Here is a 16,696-nt window from a genome sequence, read left to right as displayed (position 1 = left end):
AGGGCTTGCCGGTGGCCGAGCATCCCCGGGGCGCGGTCACCGCGCGATCGGCCGGTCGTCGCCCGCTGTGGCCGCCGGGCCCGGTGGCCCGGGAGGATCAGACGTACCGCTCCAGGATGGAGGACTCCGCCAGTCGCGACAGGCCCTCCCGCACGCTCCTCGCCCGGGCCTCGCCGACGCCGTCCACGGTCTGGAGGTCGTCGACGCTCGCGGCCAGCAGTTTCTGCAGGCCGCCGAAGTGTTCCACCAGGCGCTCGATGATCGCGCCCGGAAGGCGCGGCACCTTGGCCAGCAGGCGGAAGCCACGTGGGGAGACCGCCGAATCGAGGCTCTCGGGTGAGCTGGTGTAGCCCAGTGCACGTGCCACCGTGCCGAGTTCGAGGAGTTCCGCGTGGGTCAGGGCGTCCAACTCGGACAGGGCCGCCTCTACCGTGCGGGAGCGCTTGGCCGTCGGCTCGGGGACGTAGTCCCGGACCACGAGTTCGCGGTCGGGCTCGACACCGGCGATCAACTCCTCCAGTTGGAGGGCGAGAAGCCGGCCGTCGGTGCCCAGTTCCACCACGTATTCCGCGATTTCGGTGGCGATGCGCCGAACCATCTCCAGCCGCTGGGCGACGGCGGAGACATCCCGGACCGTCACCAGATCTTCGATCTCCAGGGCCGACAGGGTGCCCGCGACCTCGTCCAGCCGGAGCTTGTACCGTTCCAGTGTGGCCAGCGCCTGGTTCGCGCGGGAGAGAATGGCCGCGGAGTCCTCCAGGACGCGGCGCTGACCGTCCACGTACAGGGCGATGAGGCGCATCGACTGCGAGACCGAGACCACCGGGAAACCGACCTGCTTGCTCACCCGGTCCGCCGTACGGTGCCGGGTGCCGGTCTCCTGCGTGGGGATCGTCGGGTCAGGGAGCAGCTGGACGCCCGCGCGCAGGATCTTCGACAGGTCCGACGACAGCACGATCCCGCCGTCCAGTTTGCACAACTCGCGCAGCCGGGTGGCGGTGAACTCGACATCCAGGACGAAACCCCCCGTGCACATCGCCTCGACCGTCTTGTCGGAGCCGAGGACGATGAGCCCGCCGGTGTTGCCGCGCAGGACCCGCTCAAGGCCGTCGCGCAGGGGCGTACCGGGTGCTACGGCGCTCAGCGAGGCGCGCATCAGGCCATCGGAACCGGCACTCCCACCGGACTTTCCGGGAGCTGCTGCCCGGTCGTTGGCTGCCACTGCACTCCTCCGGTCGCAGGTTCTGACGCGCCCCCGTACCCGCACTCGGTTCGTACGGACGGGCGAGACCTGGGCAAAGTCTACCGGCGCTGCTCCGCCTCCCGCGGGGCCTCTCGGCTACGGGACCGAGGCAGCACCCGCAGCGCGTCCCCCATGTCGGCGACCTCCAGGACCTTCATCCCGGGCGGCACCTTGCCCGGATCCGTGGGCACGAGTGCGTGGGTGAAGCCCAGTCGGTGTGCCTCGGCGAGCCTGCGCTGCACGCCCGTGACCCGTCTCACCTCGCCCGCAAGGCCCACCTCGCCGATGGCCACCAGGTTCTTGGGCAGCGGGGTGTCACTGGCGGCCGAGGCCAGCGCGAGCGCGACCGCGAGGTCGGCGGCTGGTTCCGACAGTTTCACGCCGCCGACCGTCGCCGAGTAGATGTCCCGCTTGCCCAGCGCGTGGATCCGGCCGCGCTGCTCCAGGACGGCCAGCATCATCGATACCCGGGAGGTCTCCAGGCCCGAGGTGGTGCGGCGCGGGGAGGGGATCTGCGAATCGACGGTCAGCGCCTGCACTTCGGCCACCAGCGGGCGGCGGCCCTCCAGGGTGACGGTCAGACAGGTACCCGGAACCGGTTCGTCACGGCGGGTCAGGAACAGGCCGCTCGGGTCGGCGAGACCCGTGATGCCCTCGTCGTGCAGCTCGAAGCAGCCGACCTCGTCCGTCGCGCCGTACCGGTTCTTCACACCACGCACCAGGCGCAGACGAGCATGCCGGTCACCTTCGAAGTGCAGGACGACGTCCACCAGGTGTTCCAGGAGGCGGGGCCCGGCGATCGCCCCGTCCTTGGTGACGTGGCCCACCAGCAGCGTGGACATGCCGCGTTCCTTGGAGGCGCGGATGAGAGCTCCCGCCACCTCCCGGACCTGGGCCATGCCCCCGGGCGCACCCTCGATCTCCGGGGAGGCCACGGTCTGCACCGAGTCGAGGATCAGCAGGGACGGCTTGACCTCGTCCAAGTGACCGAGCACCGCGGACAGGTCGGTCTCGGAGGCCAGATACAGGTGGTCGTCGAGGGCACCGATGCGGTCGGCGCGCAGCCGCACCTGGCTCGCGGACTCCTCACCGGTGACGTAGAGGGTGCGGTGTTCCGCGCTCGCGGACTTGGCGGCCACGTCCAACAGGAGGGTGGACTTGCCGACGCCGGGCTCGCCCGCCAGCAGCACCACCGCGCCGGGTACGAGACCGCCGCCGAGCACCCGGTCCAGCTCGGGCACACCGGTCGAGCGGGCGGTGGCCTGCCGGCCGTCGACCTGTCCGATGGGCAGCGCGGAGGAGGTGACCCGACCCGGTGCCGTCGTACGGACCGCGGGTGCGCCGTACTCCTCGACTGTGCCCCAGGCCTGGCATTCGGGGCAGCGGCCGAGCCACTTGGCCGTCTGCCATCCGCACTCGGTGCAGCGGTAGGACGGGCGGTCCTTGGTGGACTTAGAACGGGCAGCCATGCGGAAACCGTAGCCCGCCACACTGACAACGGAGACCGAGGCCACCTGTGGGTGGCCTGGAACCGGCCACCATCCGTTGGGTTCCGGTCACGGAATGAAAGCCCCCTGTCCCCTTATGAGGGATCGTTTCACCCGTACGGATTAAAAGTGCTCAAGGTTCCAGAAGGGGCACTCCGCCGCCGCCTACGGTCGCACGGGTGATGAGCAGCAGTCCGGAGACCACGACCCGCACCACTGGTGCGCACAGGGCGCACCGCGAGGCGCGCGATCGAGCCGCCGCGCGCACCGTAGCCCAGCGGCCGCCGGCGCGCTACGAGCCGTACCTGGACGGTCTGTTCACCTACTGTCTGTCGGTGCTGTGCGACCACGACACGGCCACGGCGGCACTCGGTGACGTCCTCGCCCTCGCCGAGCGGCGCGGGCACCGCGTCCCGGAGGACGCCGGGGACCGCAGGGCCTGGTTGTACGCGCTGGCCCGCTGGGCCTGCCTGCGCAAGCTGGCCGAGGCCAAGCAGAAACGTCAGGCCAGCCACGCGGCGGGTCGTCCGGCCGCCGGGAAGGGAGGGGACCCGCGGCCGGCGGTCGCCTCCGAGGTCCAGGAGCAGCGGCGCCGCGAACTCACCCTGTTGGCCTGGCCGGAGGCGGCCGGCACCACACCCGAGCAGCGTGAGGCCCTGGAACTCGCCGTTCGTCACCATCTCGCCGCCCACGAGGTCGCCGCCGTGCTCGGTATGGACCCCACCGCCGCACGCGAGCTGCTGGCCTCCGCCGCCTGCGAGGTCGAGCGCACCCGTGCGGCTCTCGCCGTGGTCCAGACCGGCGGCTGCCCGAGCGTGGCCCACCTCACCGGCGACAGCAGGCTGGTCCTCAGTGCCGCGCTGCGCCGGGAGCTGGTCCGGCACGTCGACGACTGCCCACGCTGCCGCCGCACCGCCGAGCGCGCCTTGCCCGGCAACTGGCCCGGCGCCATGCTCACCCCCGCCGAACTTCCCGTGCTGGAAGCCCCCCGGGCGGCGCTGCACATCGCCCTGACCCACCACCCACGTGTGCGGGGCGCCGCCGTCCCGCGTTTCGACCGGCGCGGTTTCCCGATGGATCCCAAGGACCGCGCGGCGCGCCGCGACCGCATGCGCGCGCGTGCCGTGACCACGACGGTCGTCGCCACGGTCGTGGCCGCGCCCGTACTCGCCCTCTGGGCCGCCTACCGGGGCGCCCCGACGAGCGACGAGGACGGCCACCCCGCCACCGCGAGCGAGGCGCAGGGCCCCGACGTCCTCGGCGGTGACACGGCCGGTGGTTACGAGAACGCGGGGAACGCCAGCGCGAAGCCCGGCACCGGACTCGACAAGGACGGCAAGGCGGACGTCTCCGTGGAGGTCGTCAGCGTGGCCGGAACCGGCAAGACGGGGCCCGGGCAGCTCGCGGTCGACGCCGCCAACGACGACGAAACGACCCTGATCACGCTCACCGCCTCCGGCTCCTCCCCGGTCCGCTGGTCTGCGTCCACCCCGGCGGCCTGGCTCTACCTCAGCCAGTCCTCGGGAACCCTCGACCCCGGTGAATCGCTGACCGTCAAGGTGTACGTCGACCACCTGCGCGAGCCTTCCGGCCACTGGACCGCGCAGGTGGCCATCTCTCCGGCGGGCACCGTGGTCTCCATCGACGGCTACGGCACCGCACCGAGCCGTCCTGCGTCCCCGCCGTCGTCATCGAGCCCCGTCCCCACGCCGTCCAGCTCGCCGTCCAGTGAGCCGCCCGCCACCCAGTCCCCGTCCCCGACCGACCCGTCTGACAGCCAGTCGGCCCCGCCCCCGTCCGGCTCCGCCCCGCCCTCCTCCTCGCCGCCCTCCCCGTCCTCCCCGTCCTCCTCTTCCTCCCCCTCCTCGTCCGGCGACGGCACGCCGAGCCCCTCCGGAAGCTAGGGCGAAGCGGAGGGGGACGAGAGAGTGGCAAGGGGGCGCGGGAAGTCCGGACAGGGCCCACCGGTATGCCCGCGGGCGGGGGCCCGACCGGACCGTTCTGGACCGTTCCGGACCGTTCCGGACCCACGGTGCCGAAGGGCCAGGGGGCGTGGGAAGGATCGGGAGGCGCCAAACGGGAGGGCGGAAGACCCCTGCGGACTGGAAGCGCCCTGAAGGGGCGCCAGAGACGGCGCGACCGACCACGGCGCCGCCGTGGACGATCGGCGGTACGGCCGGCGCTGTGCAGTGCGGCGCCCTCGGTGGAGTGCCTAGTCCGCGGGATCCGCCGGATGCGGTGCCACCAGCGGCAGCTGCGATGCCAGGCGCTGCTCGCACAGCTCGGCCAGACGGTCGTAGCCGGCCTTGCCCATCAGCTCGGTGAGCTCGGCCCGGTAGGAGACGTAGACCGGATCGCCCGCGCCATGCGCCGAGGTCGCCGAGGTGCACCACCAGTGCAGGTCGTGACCGCCAGGACCCCAGCCCCGGCGGTCGTACTCTCCGATGGACACCTGGAGTACGCGCGTGTCGTCCGGCCGGTCGATCCAGTCGTACGTCCGTCGGACCGGTAGCTGCCAGCACACGTCCGGTTTGGTCTCCAGCGGTTCCCGGCCCTCCCCGAGGGCGAGGATGTGCAGCGAGCAGCCCGCGCCGCCCGGGAACCCGGGCCGGTTCTGGAAGATGCACGACCCCCGGAAGGGACGCGTCTGCCGGGACCCGTCCTCGTCCTCGGAGACCCAGCCGTTGCGGGTGCCCTCCTCGTGGTGCTGCCAGATGTCCGGGGTGAGCCGTGCCACATGCTCGGCGACCCGCTTCTCGTCGTCCTCATCGGAGAAATGGGCGCCCAATGAACAGCACCCGTCGTCCGCGCGGCCCGCCTGGATGCCCTGGCAGCCGCTGCCGAAGATGCAGTTCCAGCGAGAGGTCAGCCATGTCAGATCGCAGCGGAATACCTGCTCGTCGTCCGCCGGATCAGGGAACTCCACCCAGGCGCGCGCGAAGTCGATCCCCTTCTCGTCGCTCACCTTCGACCCCTTGGGAGATGTGGCGCCCTTATGAACCTTGTCCGCCTTTTCGGCTTTCTCTGGTTTCTCGGGTTTCTCGGGTTTCGCCTTTTTCGTCTTTGGCACCTGTCCAGGGTAAGTGGCCGAAAGCCACTCCGGGGACCGAGCACCGAGGTTCTGGCAGTAGCGTTCCGTACATGAGACTCGGTGTCCTGGACGTGGGTTCGAATACGGTGCATCTGCTGGTGGTGGACGCTCACCCCGGCGCGCGCCCGCTGCCCGCGCATTCGCACAAGGCCGAACTTCGGCTTGCCCAACTCCTCGACGACAGCGGTGCCATCGGTGACGAAGGCGTCGACAAGCTGATCGCCGTCGTACGGGACGCGCTCCAGGCCGCCGAGGACAAAGGGGTGGAGGACCTGTTGCCGTTCGCGACCTCCGCCGTGCGGGAGGCCTGCAACGCCGATGACGTCCTCGCACGGGTGGAGGCCGAGACCGGCGTACGGCTCCAGGTCCTCAGCGGCGAGGAGGAGGCCCGGCTGACCTTCCTCGCGGTCCGCCGGTGGTTCGGCTGGTCCGCAGGAAGACTGCTGGTCCTGGACATCGGCGGCGGTTCCCTGGAGATCGCCTACGGCATAGACGAGGAGCCGGATGCCGCCGTCTCCCTCCCGCTCGGCGCCGGCCGCCTCACCGCCGCCTGGCTGCCCGGCGACCCGCCCGCCCCGGAGGACGTCCGCGCCCTGCGCCGCCACGTCCGCGCGCAGATCGCGCGGACGGTCGGTGAGTTCAGCCGCTTCGGCGCTCCTGACCACGTGGTCGCCACATCCAAGACCTTCAAGCAACTGGCCCGCATCGCCGGTGCTCCCCGCAGCGCCGAAGGGCTCTACATCCAGCGCGAGCTCAAGAGGGAGTCCTTGGAGGCCTGGGTCCCGCGGCTGGCCGGCATGACCACGCAGCAGCGCGGCGAACTCCCCGGCGTCTCGGACGGCAGGGCGGGCCAGCTGCTCGCCGGCGCCCTGGTGGCCGAGGGCGCGATGGACCTGTTCGGCGTGGAGAGCCTGGAAGTCTGCCCCTGGGCGCTCAGGGAGGGGGTCATCCTCCGGCGTCTCGACCACATGGGAAGCGACTGACGCGTCTGGAGTGGCTGACGCGTCTGGAGTGGCTGGAGCAGCCGAGGGGGCCGAAGCAGCGTCAGGGTGCGGGGGTGCGCAGACCTGTGGCTCTCCTGCGCGGACGCCGGCACTCCGCCGCGACCCGCAGCCGCCCGGATGGCAAACCTCACAACGGCGAACAGGCACCCGGCGCCTTCACTGTCCGACCCCGTAAGGTGACGGACGTGGCTGAACCAAGGGACGTGCGCGTCGCCCTGTCGACGGCCTCCGTGTACCCGGAGTCGACGGCGACGGCCTTCGAGATCGCCGCGCGCCTCGGTTACGACGGCGTCGAGGTCATGGTGTGGACCGATCCGGTCAGCCAGGACATCGAGGCGCTGCGCCGGCTGTCGGACTACCACGGCATCCCGATCTTGGCCGTCCACGCGCCCTGCCTGCTGATCACCCAGCGGGTCTGGTCCACCGACCCGTGGATCAAGCTCCAAAGGGCCCGGACCGTCGCGGAGCGGCTGGGTTCCTCGACGGTCGTCGTGCACCCTCCCTTCCGCTGGCAGCGGCAGTACGCCCGCGACTTCGTCGACGGGATCTGGCGGATGGAGAACGAGACGGATGTTCGGTTCGCCGTCGAGAACATGTATCCGTGGCGCTACCGAGACCGCGAGATGCTCGCCTACGCCCCCGGCTGGGACGTCACCCAGGACGACTACCGGCACTTCACGATCGACCTCAGCCACACGGCGACCGCCCGCACCGACGCGTTGGACATGATCGAGCGCATGGGGGACCGCCTCGGCCACGTCCACCTCGCCGACGGCCGGGGTTCGGCCAAGGACGAGCACCTGGTGCCCGGCCGCGGCACCCAGCCCTGTGCCGAGTTGCTGGAACGTCTCGCGGTCACCGGCTTCGGCGGTCATGTCGTCATCGAGGTCAACACCCGGCGGGCGATGTCCGGCGCCGAACGGGAGGCCGACCTCGCCGAGGCCCTGACCTTCACGCGCAAGCACCTGGCCTCGGCGGCACCGGTCCCCGGGACGTCGACGAGCCCGGGCCCCCGGCGATGAACGAGCCCAGGCCACCGGGGAGCAACGAGCCCGGAACACCGGCGGCGAGCCGGACCAAGGCCTCCGCGAGCGAGAGCTCCCCCCGCCGTCGTGGCCGGCCGCCGCGCGCCGAGTCCGCCGACACCCGCGACCGCATCCTCACCGCGGCCCGCGAGGAGTTCTCCGAACGCGGGTACGAGAAGACCTCCGTACGCGGTATCGCCAAGGCGGCCGGGGTCGACTCGGCGCTCGTCCACCACTACTTCGGCCCCAAGGAGCAGATCTTTGAAGCGGCCATCGCGGTCGCCTTCGCGCCCGCGCTGTCCGCACCGAACGCGGTGGCCGAGGGCCCGCTCGACGGGGTGGGGGAGCGGCTGACCCGCTTCGTCTTCGGCGTCTGGGACAACCCCACGACGCGTAAGCCGGTCCTCGCGATCGTCCGGTCCGCCGTGAACAACGAGACCGCCGCCGCCGTCTTCCGCCGTCTCATCGTCTCCCAGCTGCTGCGCCGCATCGCCGCCCAGCTGGAACTGCCGGACGCGGAGCTGCGTGCCGAGCTGGCGGCCTCGCAGTTGGTCGGCGCGGTGATGATGCGGTACGTGATCCGGCTGGAGCCGCTGGCCTCGGCGGACCTGGAACAGCTCATCGCCCGGGTGGCACCGGTGGTGCAGAGTCACCTGACGGCTCCGTAACCCCAGACGGAGGTGAAACACGCGTCCCGCATCCCGGACGACCGTGTCCAGGGTTTGGAGCGGCGGCGTAGGCTCGGGGGAGTCAGAACTCTCTGGCAGAAGGTCTTCGAAGGAGCGAGCGACGATGCCCGAGCTGAGGTCCCGCACAGTCACCCACGGCCGCAACATGGCGGGCGCCCGCGCCCTGATGCGTGCCTCCGGTGTACCCAGTGTGGACATCGGCCGGAAGCCGATCATCGCCGTCGCGAACTCCTTCACCGAGTTCGTGCCCGGCCACACCCACCTGCAGCCGGTCGGCCGGATCGTCAGCGACGCGATCAGGGAGGCCGGCGGCATCCCGCGCGAGTTCAACACGATCGCCGTGGACGACGGCATCGCGATGGGCCACGGCGGCATGCTGTACAGCCTGCCGTCCCGCGACCTGATCGCCGACTCGGTGGAGTACATGGCCGAGGCCCACTGCGCCGACGCCCTGGTCTGCATCTCCAACTGCGACAAGATCACCCCGGGCATGCTGATGGCGGCGCTGCGCCTGAACATCCCGACGGTCTTCGTCTCGGGCGGTCCCATGGAGTCCGGCCGCGCCACCCTCGTCGACGGCACGGTCCGCACGCTCGACCTGGTCGATGCGATCTCCGACGCCGTGAACGACAAGATCTCGGACGAGGACATCCTGCGCATCGAGGAGAACGCCTGCCCGACCTGCGGCAGCTGTTCCGGGATGTTCACCGCCAACTCGATGAACTGCCTCACCGAGGCCATCGGCCTCTCCCTGCCCGGTAACGGCTCGGTCCTCGCCACCCACACCGCCCGCAAGCAGCTCTACGTCGACGCGGCCCGTACGGTCATGGACCTCACCCGCCGCTACTACGAGCAGGACGACGACTCGGCCCTGCCCCGCAGCATCGCCTCCCTCCCGGCCTTCGAGAACGCGATGGCCCTGGACATCGCGATGGGCGGCTCCACCAACACGATCCTGCACCTGCTGGCCGCAGCCCAGGAGGCGGGCGTGCCCTTCGGCCTGGAGCAGATCGACGCGGTCTCCCGCCGCGTCCCCTGTCTGGCCAAGGTCGCCCCGAACGTCGGGAAGAACCGCACGTACTACATGGAGGACGTGCACCGGGCCGGCGGCATCCCCGCCCTCCTCGGCGAACTGCACCGCGCCGGTCTCCTCAACGAGGACGTCCACGCGGTCCACAGCCCCTCTCTCGCGGACTGGCTGAAGACGTGGGACGTCCGTGGTGGCTCCCCGTCCCCCGAGGCCGTGGAGCTGTGGCACGCGGCCCCCGGCTGCGTCCGCTCCGCCGAGGCGTTCTCCCAGTCGGAGCGTTGGGAGGCCCTGGACGACGACGCCGAGAACGGCTGCATCCGCTCGGTCGAGCACGCGTACTCCAAGGACGGCGGCCTTGCCGTGCTCAAGGGCAACCTGGCCACCGACGGCTGCGTGGTGAAGACGGCCGGCGTCGACGAGTCCATCTGGACCTTCGAGGGCCCCGCCGTGGTCTGTGAGTCCCAGGAGGAGGCCGTGCAGCGGATCCTCACCCAGGAGGTCAAGGACGGCGACGTGGTCGTCATCCGCTACGAGGGTCCCAAGGGCGGCCCCGGCATGCAGGAGATGCTGTACCCGACCTCGTACCTGAAGGGCCGGGGCCTCGGCAAGAGCTGCGCGCTGATCACCGACGGCCGCTTCTCCGGTGGTACGTCCGGTCTCTCCATCGGCCACGCCTCCCCCGAGGCGGCCTCCGGCGGAACCATCGCCCTGGTCCAGGACGGTGACCGCATCCGCATCGACATCCCCGGCCGCACCATCGCGCTGCTCGTCGACGAGGCGGAACTCGCTCGGCGCGAGCACGCCCTGAACGGCGTGTACGCCCCCAGGAACCGCGACCGCAAGGTCTCCGCCGCGCTCCGTGCCTACGCGGCGATGGCGACCAGCGCGGACAAGGGCGCGGTGCGCGACGTGAGCAAGCTGGGCTGAACCGCTCCGAGCGAGGGGGCCGCCCCAGGGCGGCCCCCTCGCCGCGTCACCAGGCCGACGGGGTGCGGCCGTCCACGCAGAAGACGGTGCCGTCGGGGGCGGTGGCGTAGACGCGGTCACCGACGACCACCGGTTTGGCGGGTGCTCCCGGGACCCGGTCCGAGTCCGCCCCCAGGAGCGCGCGGGTCTGCCCGACCAGCGTCCCCTTGCGGGCGTCGACGGCGAGGAGACGTCCGTCACCGGCGGTGAAGTAAACGAGCCTGCCGTCCGTGACCGGCGGTGAACCGCGGCTCACGGAGGTCTCCAGGTGCCACAGCCGCCTGCCGGTGGCCATGTCCACGGCTTCCAGCGAGCCGCCGAAGGCCAGGATGTGGACGGTGTTCCCCCGCACGGTGGCATGGGCGTCCGCGAGCGCGACGGGCAGCGTGACGCGTCGCGTCGCCCCGGTCGTCGGGTCGTAGCGGACGACGGCCTTCGCCTCTCCGTAGACTCTGTCGACGGAGAGGAAGAAGACGGTTCCGTCCTCGATGCCGAACGGCTGCAGCCGGCCGCTCAGCCGGGCGTCCCATCGCATCTCGCCCGTGCGCGGGTCGACGGCGGTCACCTGCGTACTCGATCCGTCGGCGGACACCCGGGCCGCGTACGCCTTCGAGTCCCCCGGGAAGGATCCGAAGGCCGGCGCGCCCTGGCCGGGGAACCCACGGTGCCACTTCGTGTCTCCGGTGGCGCTGTCCACTCCGGTGACCGTTCCATCGGGATCGCTGAGCAGGACCATGCCGCCGACGCACCGGGCCGTCGTACCCGTCGGCAGCTGCCGCTCCCAGACGGTCCGGCCCGAGTCCGGATCGAGTGCCCTCAGTCGTGGGTCGCCGCCGGTGCAGGGCTGCACCAGACCACCCGAGAAGACCGGCGGTGCGCTCGTGATCCCGGTGGTCGTGGAGTGCCGCCAGAGCAGCCGTCCGTCGACGGGAGAGAGGGCGAAGACCACTCCGGGCCGCGCGCAGAACAATTTTCCCGCACCGTAAGAGCACTGAGGCATCCCCGCTTCCTTGCCCACGGCCTTCGCCCGCCAGGCGGTGAAGGCGACCGCCTCGGTGCGCGCGTCGGACGCCTTCGGTGGCGGGTGCGCGTCCCCGCTGAGGGACCGGATCGAGGCGAACGCACCGGACACGACGAGACCGAGCCCCCCGACCACTAGCGCGGCCTTCCTGCCCGCTCGCCCCCGCGACGGCTTCCCCGCGCGCTGTTCCTGTTCCTGTTCCTGTTCCTCGCCCTCGCCCTTCCCCTTCCCCTTCCCCTTCCCCTTCCCCTTCCCTTTCCCCTCGGCCTGGCCGCCGCCCTCGCCCCTGTTCTCTCCCTGCACACCGGCGGTCTCCGGAGCCGGGCCGTCACCCGGCCGCTGTGCCGGTATGAATGCCTGCGTGTCATAGGAGGCCGCCACCGAGCGCAACTCCCGCATCAGCTCGTCGGGGGTTGGCCGGTCCGCGGGATCCTTGGCGAGGCAGTGCCGCACCAGCGGTGCGAGCGTCTCCGGTACCCCGGTGAGGTCCGGTTCGTCGTGCACCACCTGGTAGGCGACGATGTACGGGCTGTCGGCGTCGAACGGCCCGCGCCCGGTGGCCGCGTGCACCATCACGGAACCGAGCGCGAAGACGTCCGCCTCCGGGCCCACCTCCCGCGGTCGTCGGAACTGCTCGGGTGCCATGAAGGGCGGCGTACCGATCAGCTTGCCGGTCTCGGTGCGCAGTTCGCTGTCCTTCGGCCGGGAGATGCCGAAGTCGATGACCTTCGGCCCGTCCTCCGAGAGGAGCACGTTGCTCGGCTTCAGATCCCGGTGCACGACCCCCACACGGTGGATGTCCCGCAGCGCCTCCGCCAGCCCGGCCATCAGCCGCCGCACCTGGGGAACGTTCATGGTCCCGTTCCGCTTGACGTGCTCGGAGAGCGTCGGCCCGGGGATGTACAGCGTGGCCATCCAGGGCCGCCCAGACTCGGGGTCGGCATCCACGACGGACGCGGTGAAGGCACCGCTCACTCGCCGGGCGGCAGCCACCTCCTGCCGGAAACGGCCCCTGAACTCGGGGTTCCTGGCGAACTCGGCATGCACGACCTTGACCGCGAGCTTCCTTCCCGAGGTGCTTCGAGCCAGGTGCACCACGCCCATGCCGCCCGACCCCAGGCATGACTCCAGACGGTAGTGGCCGGCGTACTCGGGACGTTCCGCTTCTGCGCCCGCCCCGATGTTGCGCTGTGGCGTCATGGACCACCCCCGTGCTGTTCGTCCGCGCGCGCGACGCACGGAGCCTAGTCGATGACTCGTACGGGACGGAGGCGGCTTGCTAGCGTCTGCGTACGAGTGGCGCACTGGTATTCGACGGTGTGCGACAAGGAAAGTGACGGGATCCGTGCCAGCCATGGGTCCGACGGGGGAGGTTCCAGATGTCCGTTGAGCGTGCCGGAGATGTCCACAGCGGTGCGGAGAGCAGGGGTGAGACCGCGGCGGCCCAGTCCATGGCCCTGAGTTACTACTCGGTCGCCCCCGGCGTCCGACTGCACGTCCGCAGCGGCCCCGGCACCGGCTACGACATCCTGTACGTCCTGCCCGAGGGCGCGAAGGTCGCGATCTACTGCCAGACATCGGGTACGACGGTCACCGGCCCGTACGGCACGTCCCGGGTCTGGGACAACATCGGCAACGGCCAGTACGTCTCCGACGCCTACGTGTACACGGGCAGCGATGGCTACGTCGCCCCGCGTTGCGGCTGACGTCCCCCTCGACGAGGGCGGCCGGGCGGTGCCGACGATGCTCCGCAGTGGACCGACAGGTCCCGGGAGCTCCCACAGCTGGCCGTCGCGCCCGACCCCCACCGGAAGCCCGCCCCCGCCCGGCGCCATAATCGTCCCGTGAGCGAAGAAACCGGCACCCCGGATACCCGGGCGGGCTCCACGGGCGGCTCGTCCCGGGGCGGGCCCCGCCCCGAGCCCCTGCGCTTCTTCGGTACGTCCTGGGTGAACCGCGACAACGGCTACCCCGCCCGCCGTGTCGGTGTGGCCGTCGGTTCCCTGGCCGCCACGGCCGCCTCCTGCCTGGTGCTGCGCTTCGCCTACGAGGGCATTCGGATCGCCGACACCGGCGCCTTCGTGACCGTGCTGATCATCGCCATGTTCGGCATCAGCACCGCGCTCGCCTTCCGCAACACCTGGGAGGGTTTCGGCAAGCGCCACGACCCCCAGCGCCAGGCTTCCCTGCGCGGCCTGCTCGCCATCGGTTTCGTCGGCTCCCTGGCGGCCTACTTCCTCCGTTCCCTCACCGAGGCCCCGGGGGAGAGACTGCACCGCGAGGAGTACGAGAAGGCCCGCGAGGCGCACGAACGCCGTTCCACCCGCCGCACCGGCAACCCCGGCAAGAAACGCCGCCGGTAGCCACTGGTGCTCAGTGGCACGGTTCGCGCCCTCCGCCGTCCGCTCTGCACGCCCCGCCGTCGTCCGCTCCGGCCGATCGGTCCCGCCCGCTGGCCGGACGCCGCCGTGCACCGCTCGCCGCCCGGCACCCGCGTCCACGCCCGCCGCTCCGGCCCGGAAACCGCCCCGGCGAAGCCGTGACCGCGCCGTCGGTGCACTCCGGCGTCGTCCCGCCCGTGCTGCCGCTTCCGGTGTCGGTACTCCGCCGCGGGAATCCGCTGTCGCCGCGGCTTCCGGCTCCCCATCATGGCCACATGACCACGACGACCGAACTGTTCGAGCCGGAACCGCCCTCGACCGCCGCCCGCGCCCGCTCCTTCGACTCCGCCGCCGCCCAGTACGCCGCGAACCGCCCCTCCTACCCCTCTGCCCTCTTCGATGCCGTCGAGGACCTGGCTGGCCGTTCCCTGTCCGGCGCCTCGGTCGTGGACGTCGGCGCCGGCACCGGCATCGCGACCACCCTCCTGCACGCTCGCGGTGCCGACGTCCTCGCGGTTGAACCCGGTCCGGGCATGGCCGCCGAGTTCCGTCGCGGACTGCCGCACATCCCCCTCGTCCGGGGCAACGGCAACGCCCTGCCGGTCGCCGACGGCCAAGCCGACTTCCTCACCTACGCCCAGGCCTGGCACTGGACCGACCCCGCCCACTCGGTTCCGGAAGCGCTGCGCGTGCTGCGGCCGGGCGGTGCACTGGCGTTGTGGTGGAACACCGAGGCCCTCGACGTCGACTGGATCGCCGCGGAGGCCGACCGCACCGCTCGCTTCTTCGGCGTGGACGGCGCCACCGAGAAACGCCGGGCAGGAGGGATCACCGACCGGGCCGATCCCAGCGGACGCCTCGCCTTCACCCGGCGCGAGATCCGCTGGAGCCGCCGGGTCCCGGTCGACACCCACCTCGCCAACATCGGCAGCCACTCCCTCTTCCTCGTCACCGCGCAGGACCGCGGGGCCGCGTTCCTGCAAGAGGAGCGCGCCCACCTGTTGGAGGTCTTCCCGGACGGCATCGTGGAGGAGACGTACGACGTGCTCCTGCTCGTCGCCACCAGGCCCTGATCCGCAACCCCTCCGTCCGGTGAGCCGCCACGCCAGGTGGCCCTTCTCCCCTTGACGCCCGCAGCTCTTCCGGCGGATTATTCAGCACATGATGAATTACGCGCCGGATCCGCCCGACACGGCCTCCGCCCCCGCGGTGCAGGCCGATGACCTCACCGTCGTCCGTGGTTCCCGAAGGGTCCTGCGCCACCTCCGCTTCACCGTCCCGCCCGGCCAGATCACCGGCCTGCTCGGGCCCTCCGGCTGCGGCAAGTCCACGCTCATGCGTTCCGTCGTCGGCACCCAGGCCAAGGTCACCGGCACCCTGAACGTCCTCGGCCGCCCGGCCGGCCACCCCACCCTGCGCAGCCGCATCGGTTACGTCACCCAGGCCCCGTCCGTCTACGACGACCTGACCGTCCGCCAGAACCTGGAGTACTTCGCCGCGATCCTCGACCCCGGCCGCGCGGCAGCCGAGCGCCGCCGCGAACTCGTCACCCGGGCCATCGCCGACGTCGACCTCACCAGTCACGCCGAGGCACTCGCGGGCAACCTCTCCGGCGGACAGCGCAACCGCGTCTCCCTCGCCGTAGCCCTCCTCGGCACTCCCGAACTCCTCGTCCTCGACGAACCGACCGTCGGCCTCGACCCCGTCCTGCGCCGCGATCTGTGGGACCTCTTCCACGAACTCGCCGCCACTCGCGGCGCCACCCTCCTCATCTCCTCGCACGTCATGGACGAGGCCGAGCGCTGCCACCGCCTCCTCCTCATGCGCGAGGGCGAGATCCTCGCCGACGACACTCCGGACGCCCTGCGCTCCCGCACCGGAAGCGACACGGTCGAGGCCGCCTTCCTGCACCTCGTCGACCAGGCCGTCACGGCGGACCGCGCCAAGGAGAGCACCCGATGAACACGACCGCCCCCGCACGCGCGCACGTACCCGCCTCCACCCGGGCGTTCAGCGGTGCGCGCACCGTCGCCACGGCCGCCCGTGTCCTGCGTCAGCTCCGCCACGACCCGCGCACCATCGCGCTGATGATCCTCGTCCCCTGTCTGATGCTGGTCCTGCTGCGCTACGTCTTCGACGCCAGCCCCCGCACGTTCGACAACATCGGCGCCTCGCTGCTCGGCATCTTCCCGCTGATCACGATGTTCCTGGTCACCTCCATCGCCACCCTGCGCGAGCGCACCTCCGGCACCCTGGAACGCCTCCTCGCCATGCCCCTCGGCAAGGCCGACCTCATCGCCGGCTACGCCCTGGCCTTCGGCGCCGTCGCCGTCGTGCAGTCGGCCCTCGCCACCGGACTGGCGCTGTGGGTGCTCGGCCTCGACGTCACCGGGTCCCCTTGGCTGCTCCTGCTCGTCGCCCTCCTCGACGCCCTGCTCGGCACGGCCCTCGGCCTCTTCGTCTCGGCCTTCGCGGCATCGGAGTTCCAGGCGGTCCAGTTCATGCCCGCGGTGATCTTCCCCCAGCTCCTGCTCTGCGGCCTGTTCACCGCCCGGTCCAACATGCACCCGGTCCTGGAGGCCATCTCCGACGTCCTGCCGATGTCCTACGCCGTCGACGGCATGAACGAGGTCATGCACCACGCCGACATGACGACGATCTTCGTGCGTGACGTCCTGATCGTGGCCGGCTGTGCAGTGCTGGTGCTGGCGCTGGGTGCGGCGACCCTCAGGCGCCGCACGCCGTAGCGGCGCCCGCGA

Annotated in this window: 14 protein-coding genes; 10 read left to right on the top strand and 4 right to left on the bottom strand. The window is 71.4% G+C overall.

Going from position 1 to position 16,696, the window contains the following annotated elements; translation table 11 throughout:
- Positions 1–97: 97 nt before the first annotated feature.
- On the bottom strand, positions 98–1,222 hold the full coding sequence (disA, locus tag LK06_RS13595; protein ID WP_039654214.1) for a DNA integrity scanning diadenylate cyclase DisA: 1,125 nt from the start codon (positions 1,220–1,222) through the stop codon (positions 98–100).
- A gap of 80 nt (positions 1,223–1,302) precedes the next feature.
- Positions 1,303–2,712 carry a DNA repair protein RadA gene (radA, locus tag LK06_RS13590; RefSeq protein ID WP_039654295.1) on the bottom strand — a complete coding sequence of 470 codons (1,410 nt, stop codon included), beginning with the start codon at positions 2,710–2,712 and terminating at the stop codon, positions 1,303–1,305.
- Between the two features lie 197 nt (positions 2,713–2,909).
- Here radA and LK06_RS13585 point away from each other — a divergent pair, with 197 nt between their 5' ends.
- Entirely contained in the window at positions 2,910–4,634 is a 1,725-nt protein-coding gene (locus LK06_RS13585) for a BACON domain-containing protein (RefSeq protein WP_043432558.1), read from the top strand.
- A 308-nt stretch (positions 4,635–4,942) separates the two neighbouring features.
- Here the strand turns inward: LK06_RS13585 and LK06_RS13580 are convergent, their stop codons facing one another.
- A complete protein-coding gene (locus LK06_RS13580) occupies positions 4,943–5,695 on the bottom strand; it encodes a DUF3109 family protein (RefSeq protein ID WP_052270031.1) in 753 nt (250 codons plus the stop codon).
- A gap of 176 nt (positions 5,696–5,871) precedes the next feature.
- On the opposite strand from LK06_RS13580, the gene LK06_RS13575 reads away from it, so the two are divergent.
- The 4 genes from LK06_RS13575 (at position 5,872) to ilvD (ending at position 10,496) form a co-directional block, all read left to right on the top strand.
- Positions 5,872–6,804: a Ppx/GppA family phosphatase gene (locus LK06_RS13575; protein ID WP_039654211.1), complete on the top strand. Its 933-nt coding sequence runs from the start codon at positions 5,872–5,874 to the stop codon at positions 6,802–6,804.
- Between the two features lie 206 nt (positions 6,805–7,010).
- The gene (locus LK06_RS13570) at positions 7,011–7,847 is read left to right on the top strand and encodes a sugar phosphate isomerase/epimerase family protein (protein WP_043404404.1); all 837 of its coding nucleotides are present in this window, start codon (positions 7,011–7,013) and stop codon (positions 7,845–7,847) included.
- A complete protein-coding gene (locus LK06_RS13565; protein WP_052318851.1) occupies positions 7,844–8,518 on the top strand; it encodes a TetR/AcrR family transcriptional regulator in 675 nt (224 codons plus the stop codon). The genes LK06_RS13570 and LK06_RS13565 overlap by 4 nt, the downstream gene beginning before the upstream one ends.
- Before the next feature lie 124 nt (positions 8,519–8,642).
- Positions 8,643–10,496 (top strand): dihydroxy-acid dehydratase, encoded by a 1,854-nt coding sequence (ilvD, locus tag LK06_RS13560; RefSeq protein WP_043432560.1) that lies wholly within the window; start codon positions 8,643–8,645, stop codon positions 10,494–10,496.
- Positions 10,497–10,542: 46 nt separating this feature from the next.
- On the opposite strand, the gene LK06_RS13555 is transcribed toward ilvD, so the two are convergent.
- Positions 10,543–12,756 carry a serine/threonine-protein kinase gene (locus LK06_RS13555; RefSeq protein WP_043432562.1) on the bottom strand — a complete coding sequence of 738 codons (2,214 nt, stop codon included), beginning with the start codon at positions 12,754–12,756 and terminating at the stop codon, positions 10,543–10,545.
- A gap of 179 nt (positions 12,757–12,935) precedes the next feature.
- Between LK06_RS13555 and LK06_RS13550 the strand changes: the two genes are divergently transcribed.
- The 5 genes from LK06_RS13550 to LK06_RS13530 all read left to right on the top strand — a co-directional run bounded on the left by LK06_RS13550 (position 12,936) and on the right by LK06_RS13530 (position 16,684).
- On the top strand, positions 12,936–13,262 hold the full coding sequence (locus LK06_RS13550; protein WP_039654208.1) for an SH3 domain-containing protein: 327 nt from the start codon (positions 12,936–12,938) through the stop codon (positions 13,260–13,262).
- 138 nt (positions 13,263–13,400) lie between these two features.
- Entirely contained in the window at positions 13,401–13,919 is a 519-nt protein-coding gene (locus tag LK06_RS13545) for a hypothetical protein (RefSeq protein WP_043432564.1), read from the top strand.
- Between the two features lie 293 nt (positions 13,920–14,212).
- Positions 14,213–15,010 carry a class I SAM-dependent methyltransferase gene (locus LK06_RS13540; RefSeq protein ID WP_039654292.1) on the top strand — a complete coding sequence of 266 codons (798 nt, stop codon included), beginning with the start codon at positions 14,213–14,215 and terminating at the stop codon, positions 15,008–15,010.
- Between the two features lie 88 nt (positions 15,011–15,098).
- Positions 15,099–15,899, top strand: a complete 801-nt coding sequence (locus tag LK06_RS13535) for an ABC transporter ATP-binding protein (protein WP_039654206.1) — start codon at positions 15,099–15,101, stop codon at positions 15,897–15,899.
- Positions 15,896–16,684: an ABC transporter permease gene (locus tag LK06_RS13530; protein ID WP_039654205.1), complete on the top strand. Its 789-nt coding sequence runs from the start codon at positions 15,896–15,898 to the stop codon at positions 16,682–16,684. The genes LK06_RS13535 and LK06_RS13530 overlap by 4 nt, the downstream gene beginning before the upstream one ends.
- The last annotated feature ends 12 nt before the right edge of the window (positions 16,685–16,696 follow it).

The organism is Streptomyces pluripotens, from assembly GCF_000802245.2.
In the GTDB taxonomy this organism is placed as follows: domain Bacteria; phylum Actinomycetota; class Actinomycetes; order Streptomycetales; family Streptomycetaceae; genus Streptomyces; species Streptomyces pluripotens.
This window is presented reverse-complemented; position numbering and strand designations above follow the sequence as displayed.

What these genes read in the sequence shown, in the direction of transcription:
- radA (WP_039654295.1), bottom strand. Translation starts at nt 2,712, where the DNA reads ATGGCTGCCCGTTCTAAGTCCACCAAGGACCGCCCGTCCTACCGCTGC.
- LK06_RS13575 (WP_039654211.1), top strand. Translation starts at nt 5,872, where the DNA reads ATGAGACTCGGTGTCCTGGACGTGGGTTCGAATACGGTGCATCTGCTG.
- LK06_RS13565 (WP_052318851.1), top strand. Translation starts at nt 7,844, where the DNA reads ATGAACGAGCCCAGGCCACCGGGGAGCAACGAGCCCGGAACACCGGCG.
- ilvD (WP_043432560.1), top strand. Translation starts at nt 8,643, where the DNA reads ATGCCCGAGCTGAGGTCCCGCACAGTCACCCACGGCCGCAACATGGCG.
- LK06_RS13555 (WP_043432562.1), bottom strand. Translation starts at nt 12,756, where the DNA reads ATGACGCCACAGCGCAACATCGGGGCGGGCGCAGAAGCGGAACGTCCC.
- LK06_RS13550 (WP_039654208.1), top strand. Translation starts at nt 12,936, where the DNA reads ATGTCCGTTGAGCGTGCCGGAGATGTCCACAGCGGTGCGGAGAGCAGG.
- LK06_RS13540 (WP_039654292.1), top strand. Translation starts at nt 14,213, where the DNA reads ATGACCACGACGACCGAACTGTTCGAGCCGGAACCGCCCTCGACCGCC.
- LK06_RS13535 (WP_039654206.1), top strand. Translation starts at nt 15,099, where the DNA reads ATGATGAATTACGCGCCGGATCCGCCCGACACGGCCTCCGCCCCCGCG.
- LK06_RS13530 (WP_039654205.1), top strand. Translation starts at nt 15,896, where the DNA reads ATGAACACGACCGCCCCCGCACGCGCGCACGTACCCGCCTCCACCCGG.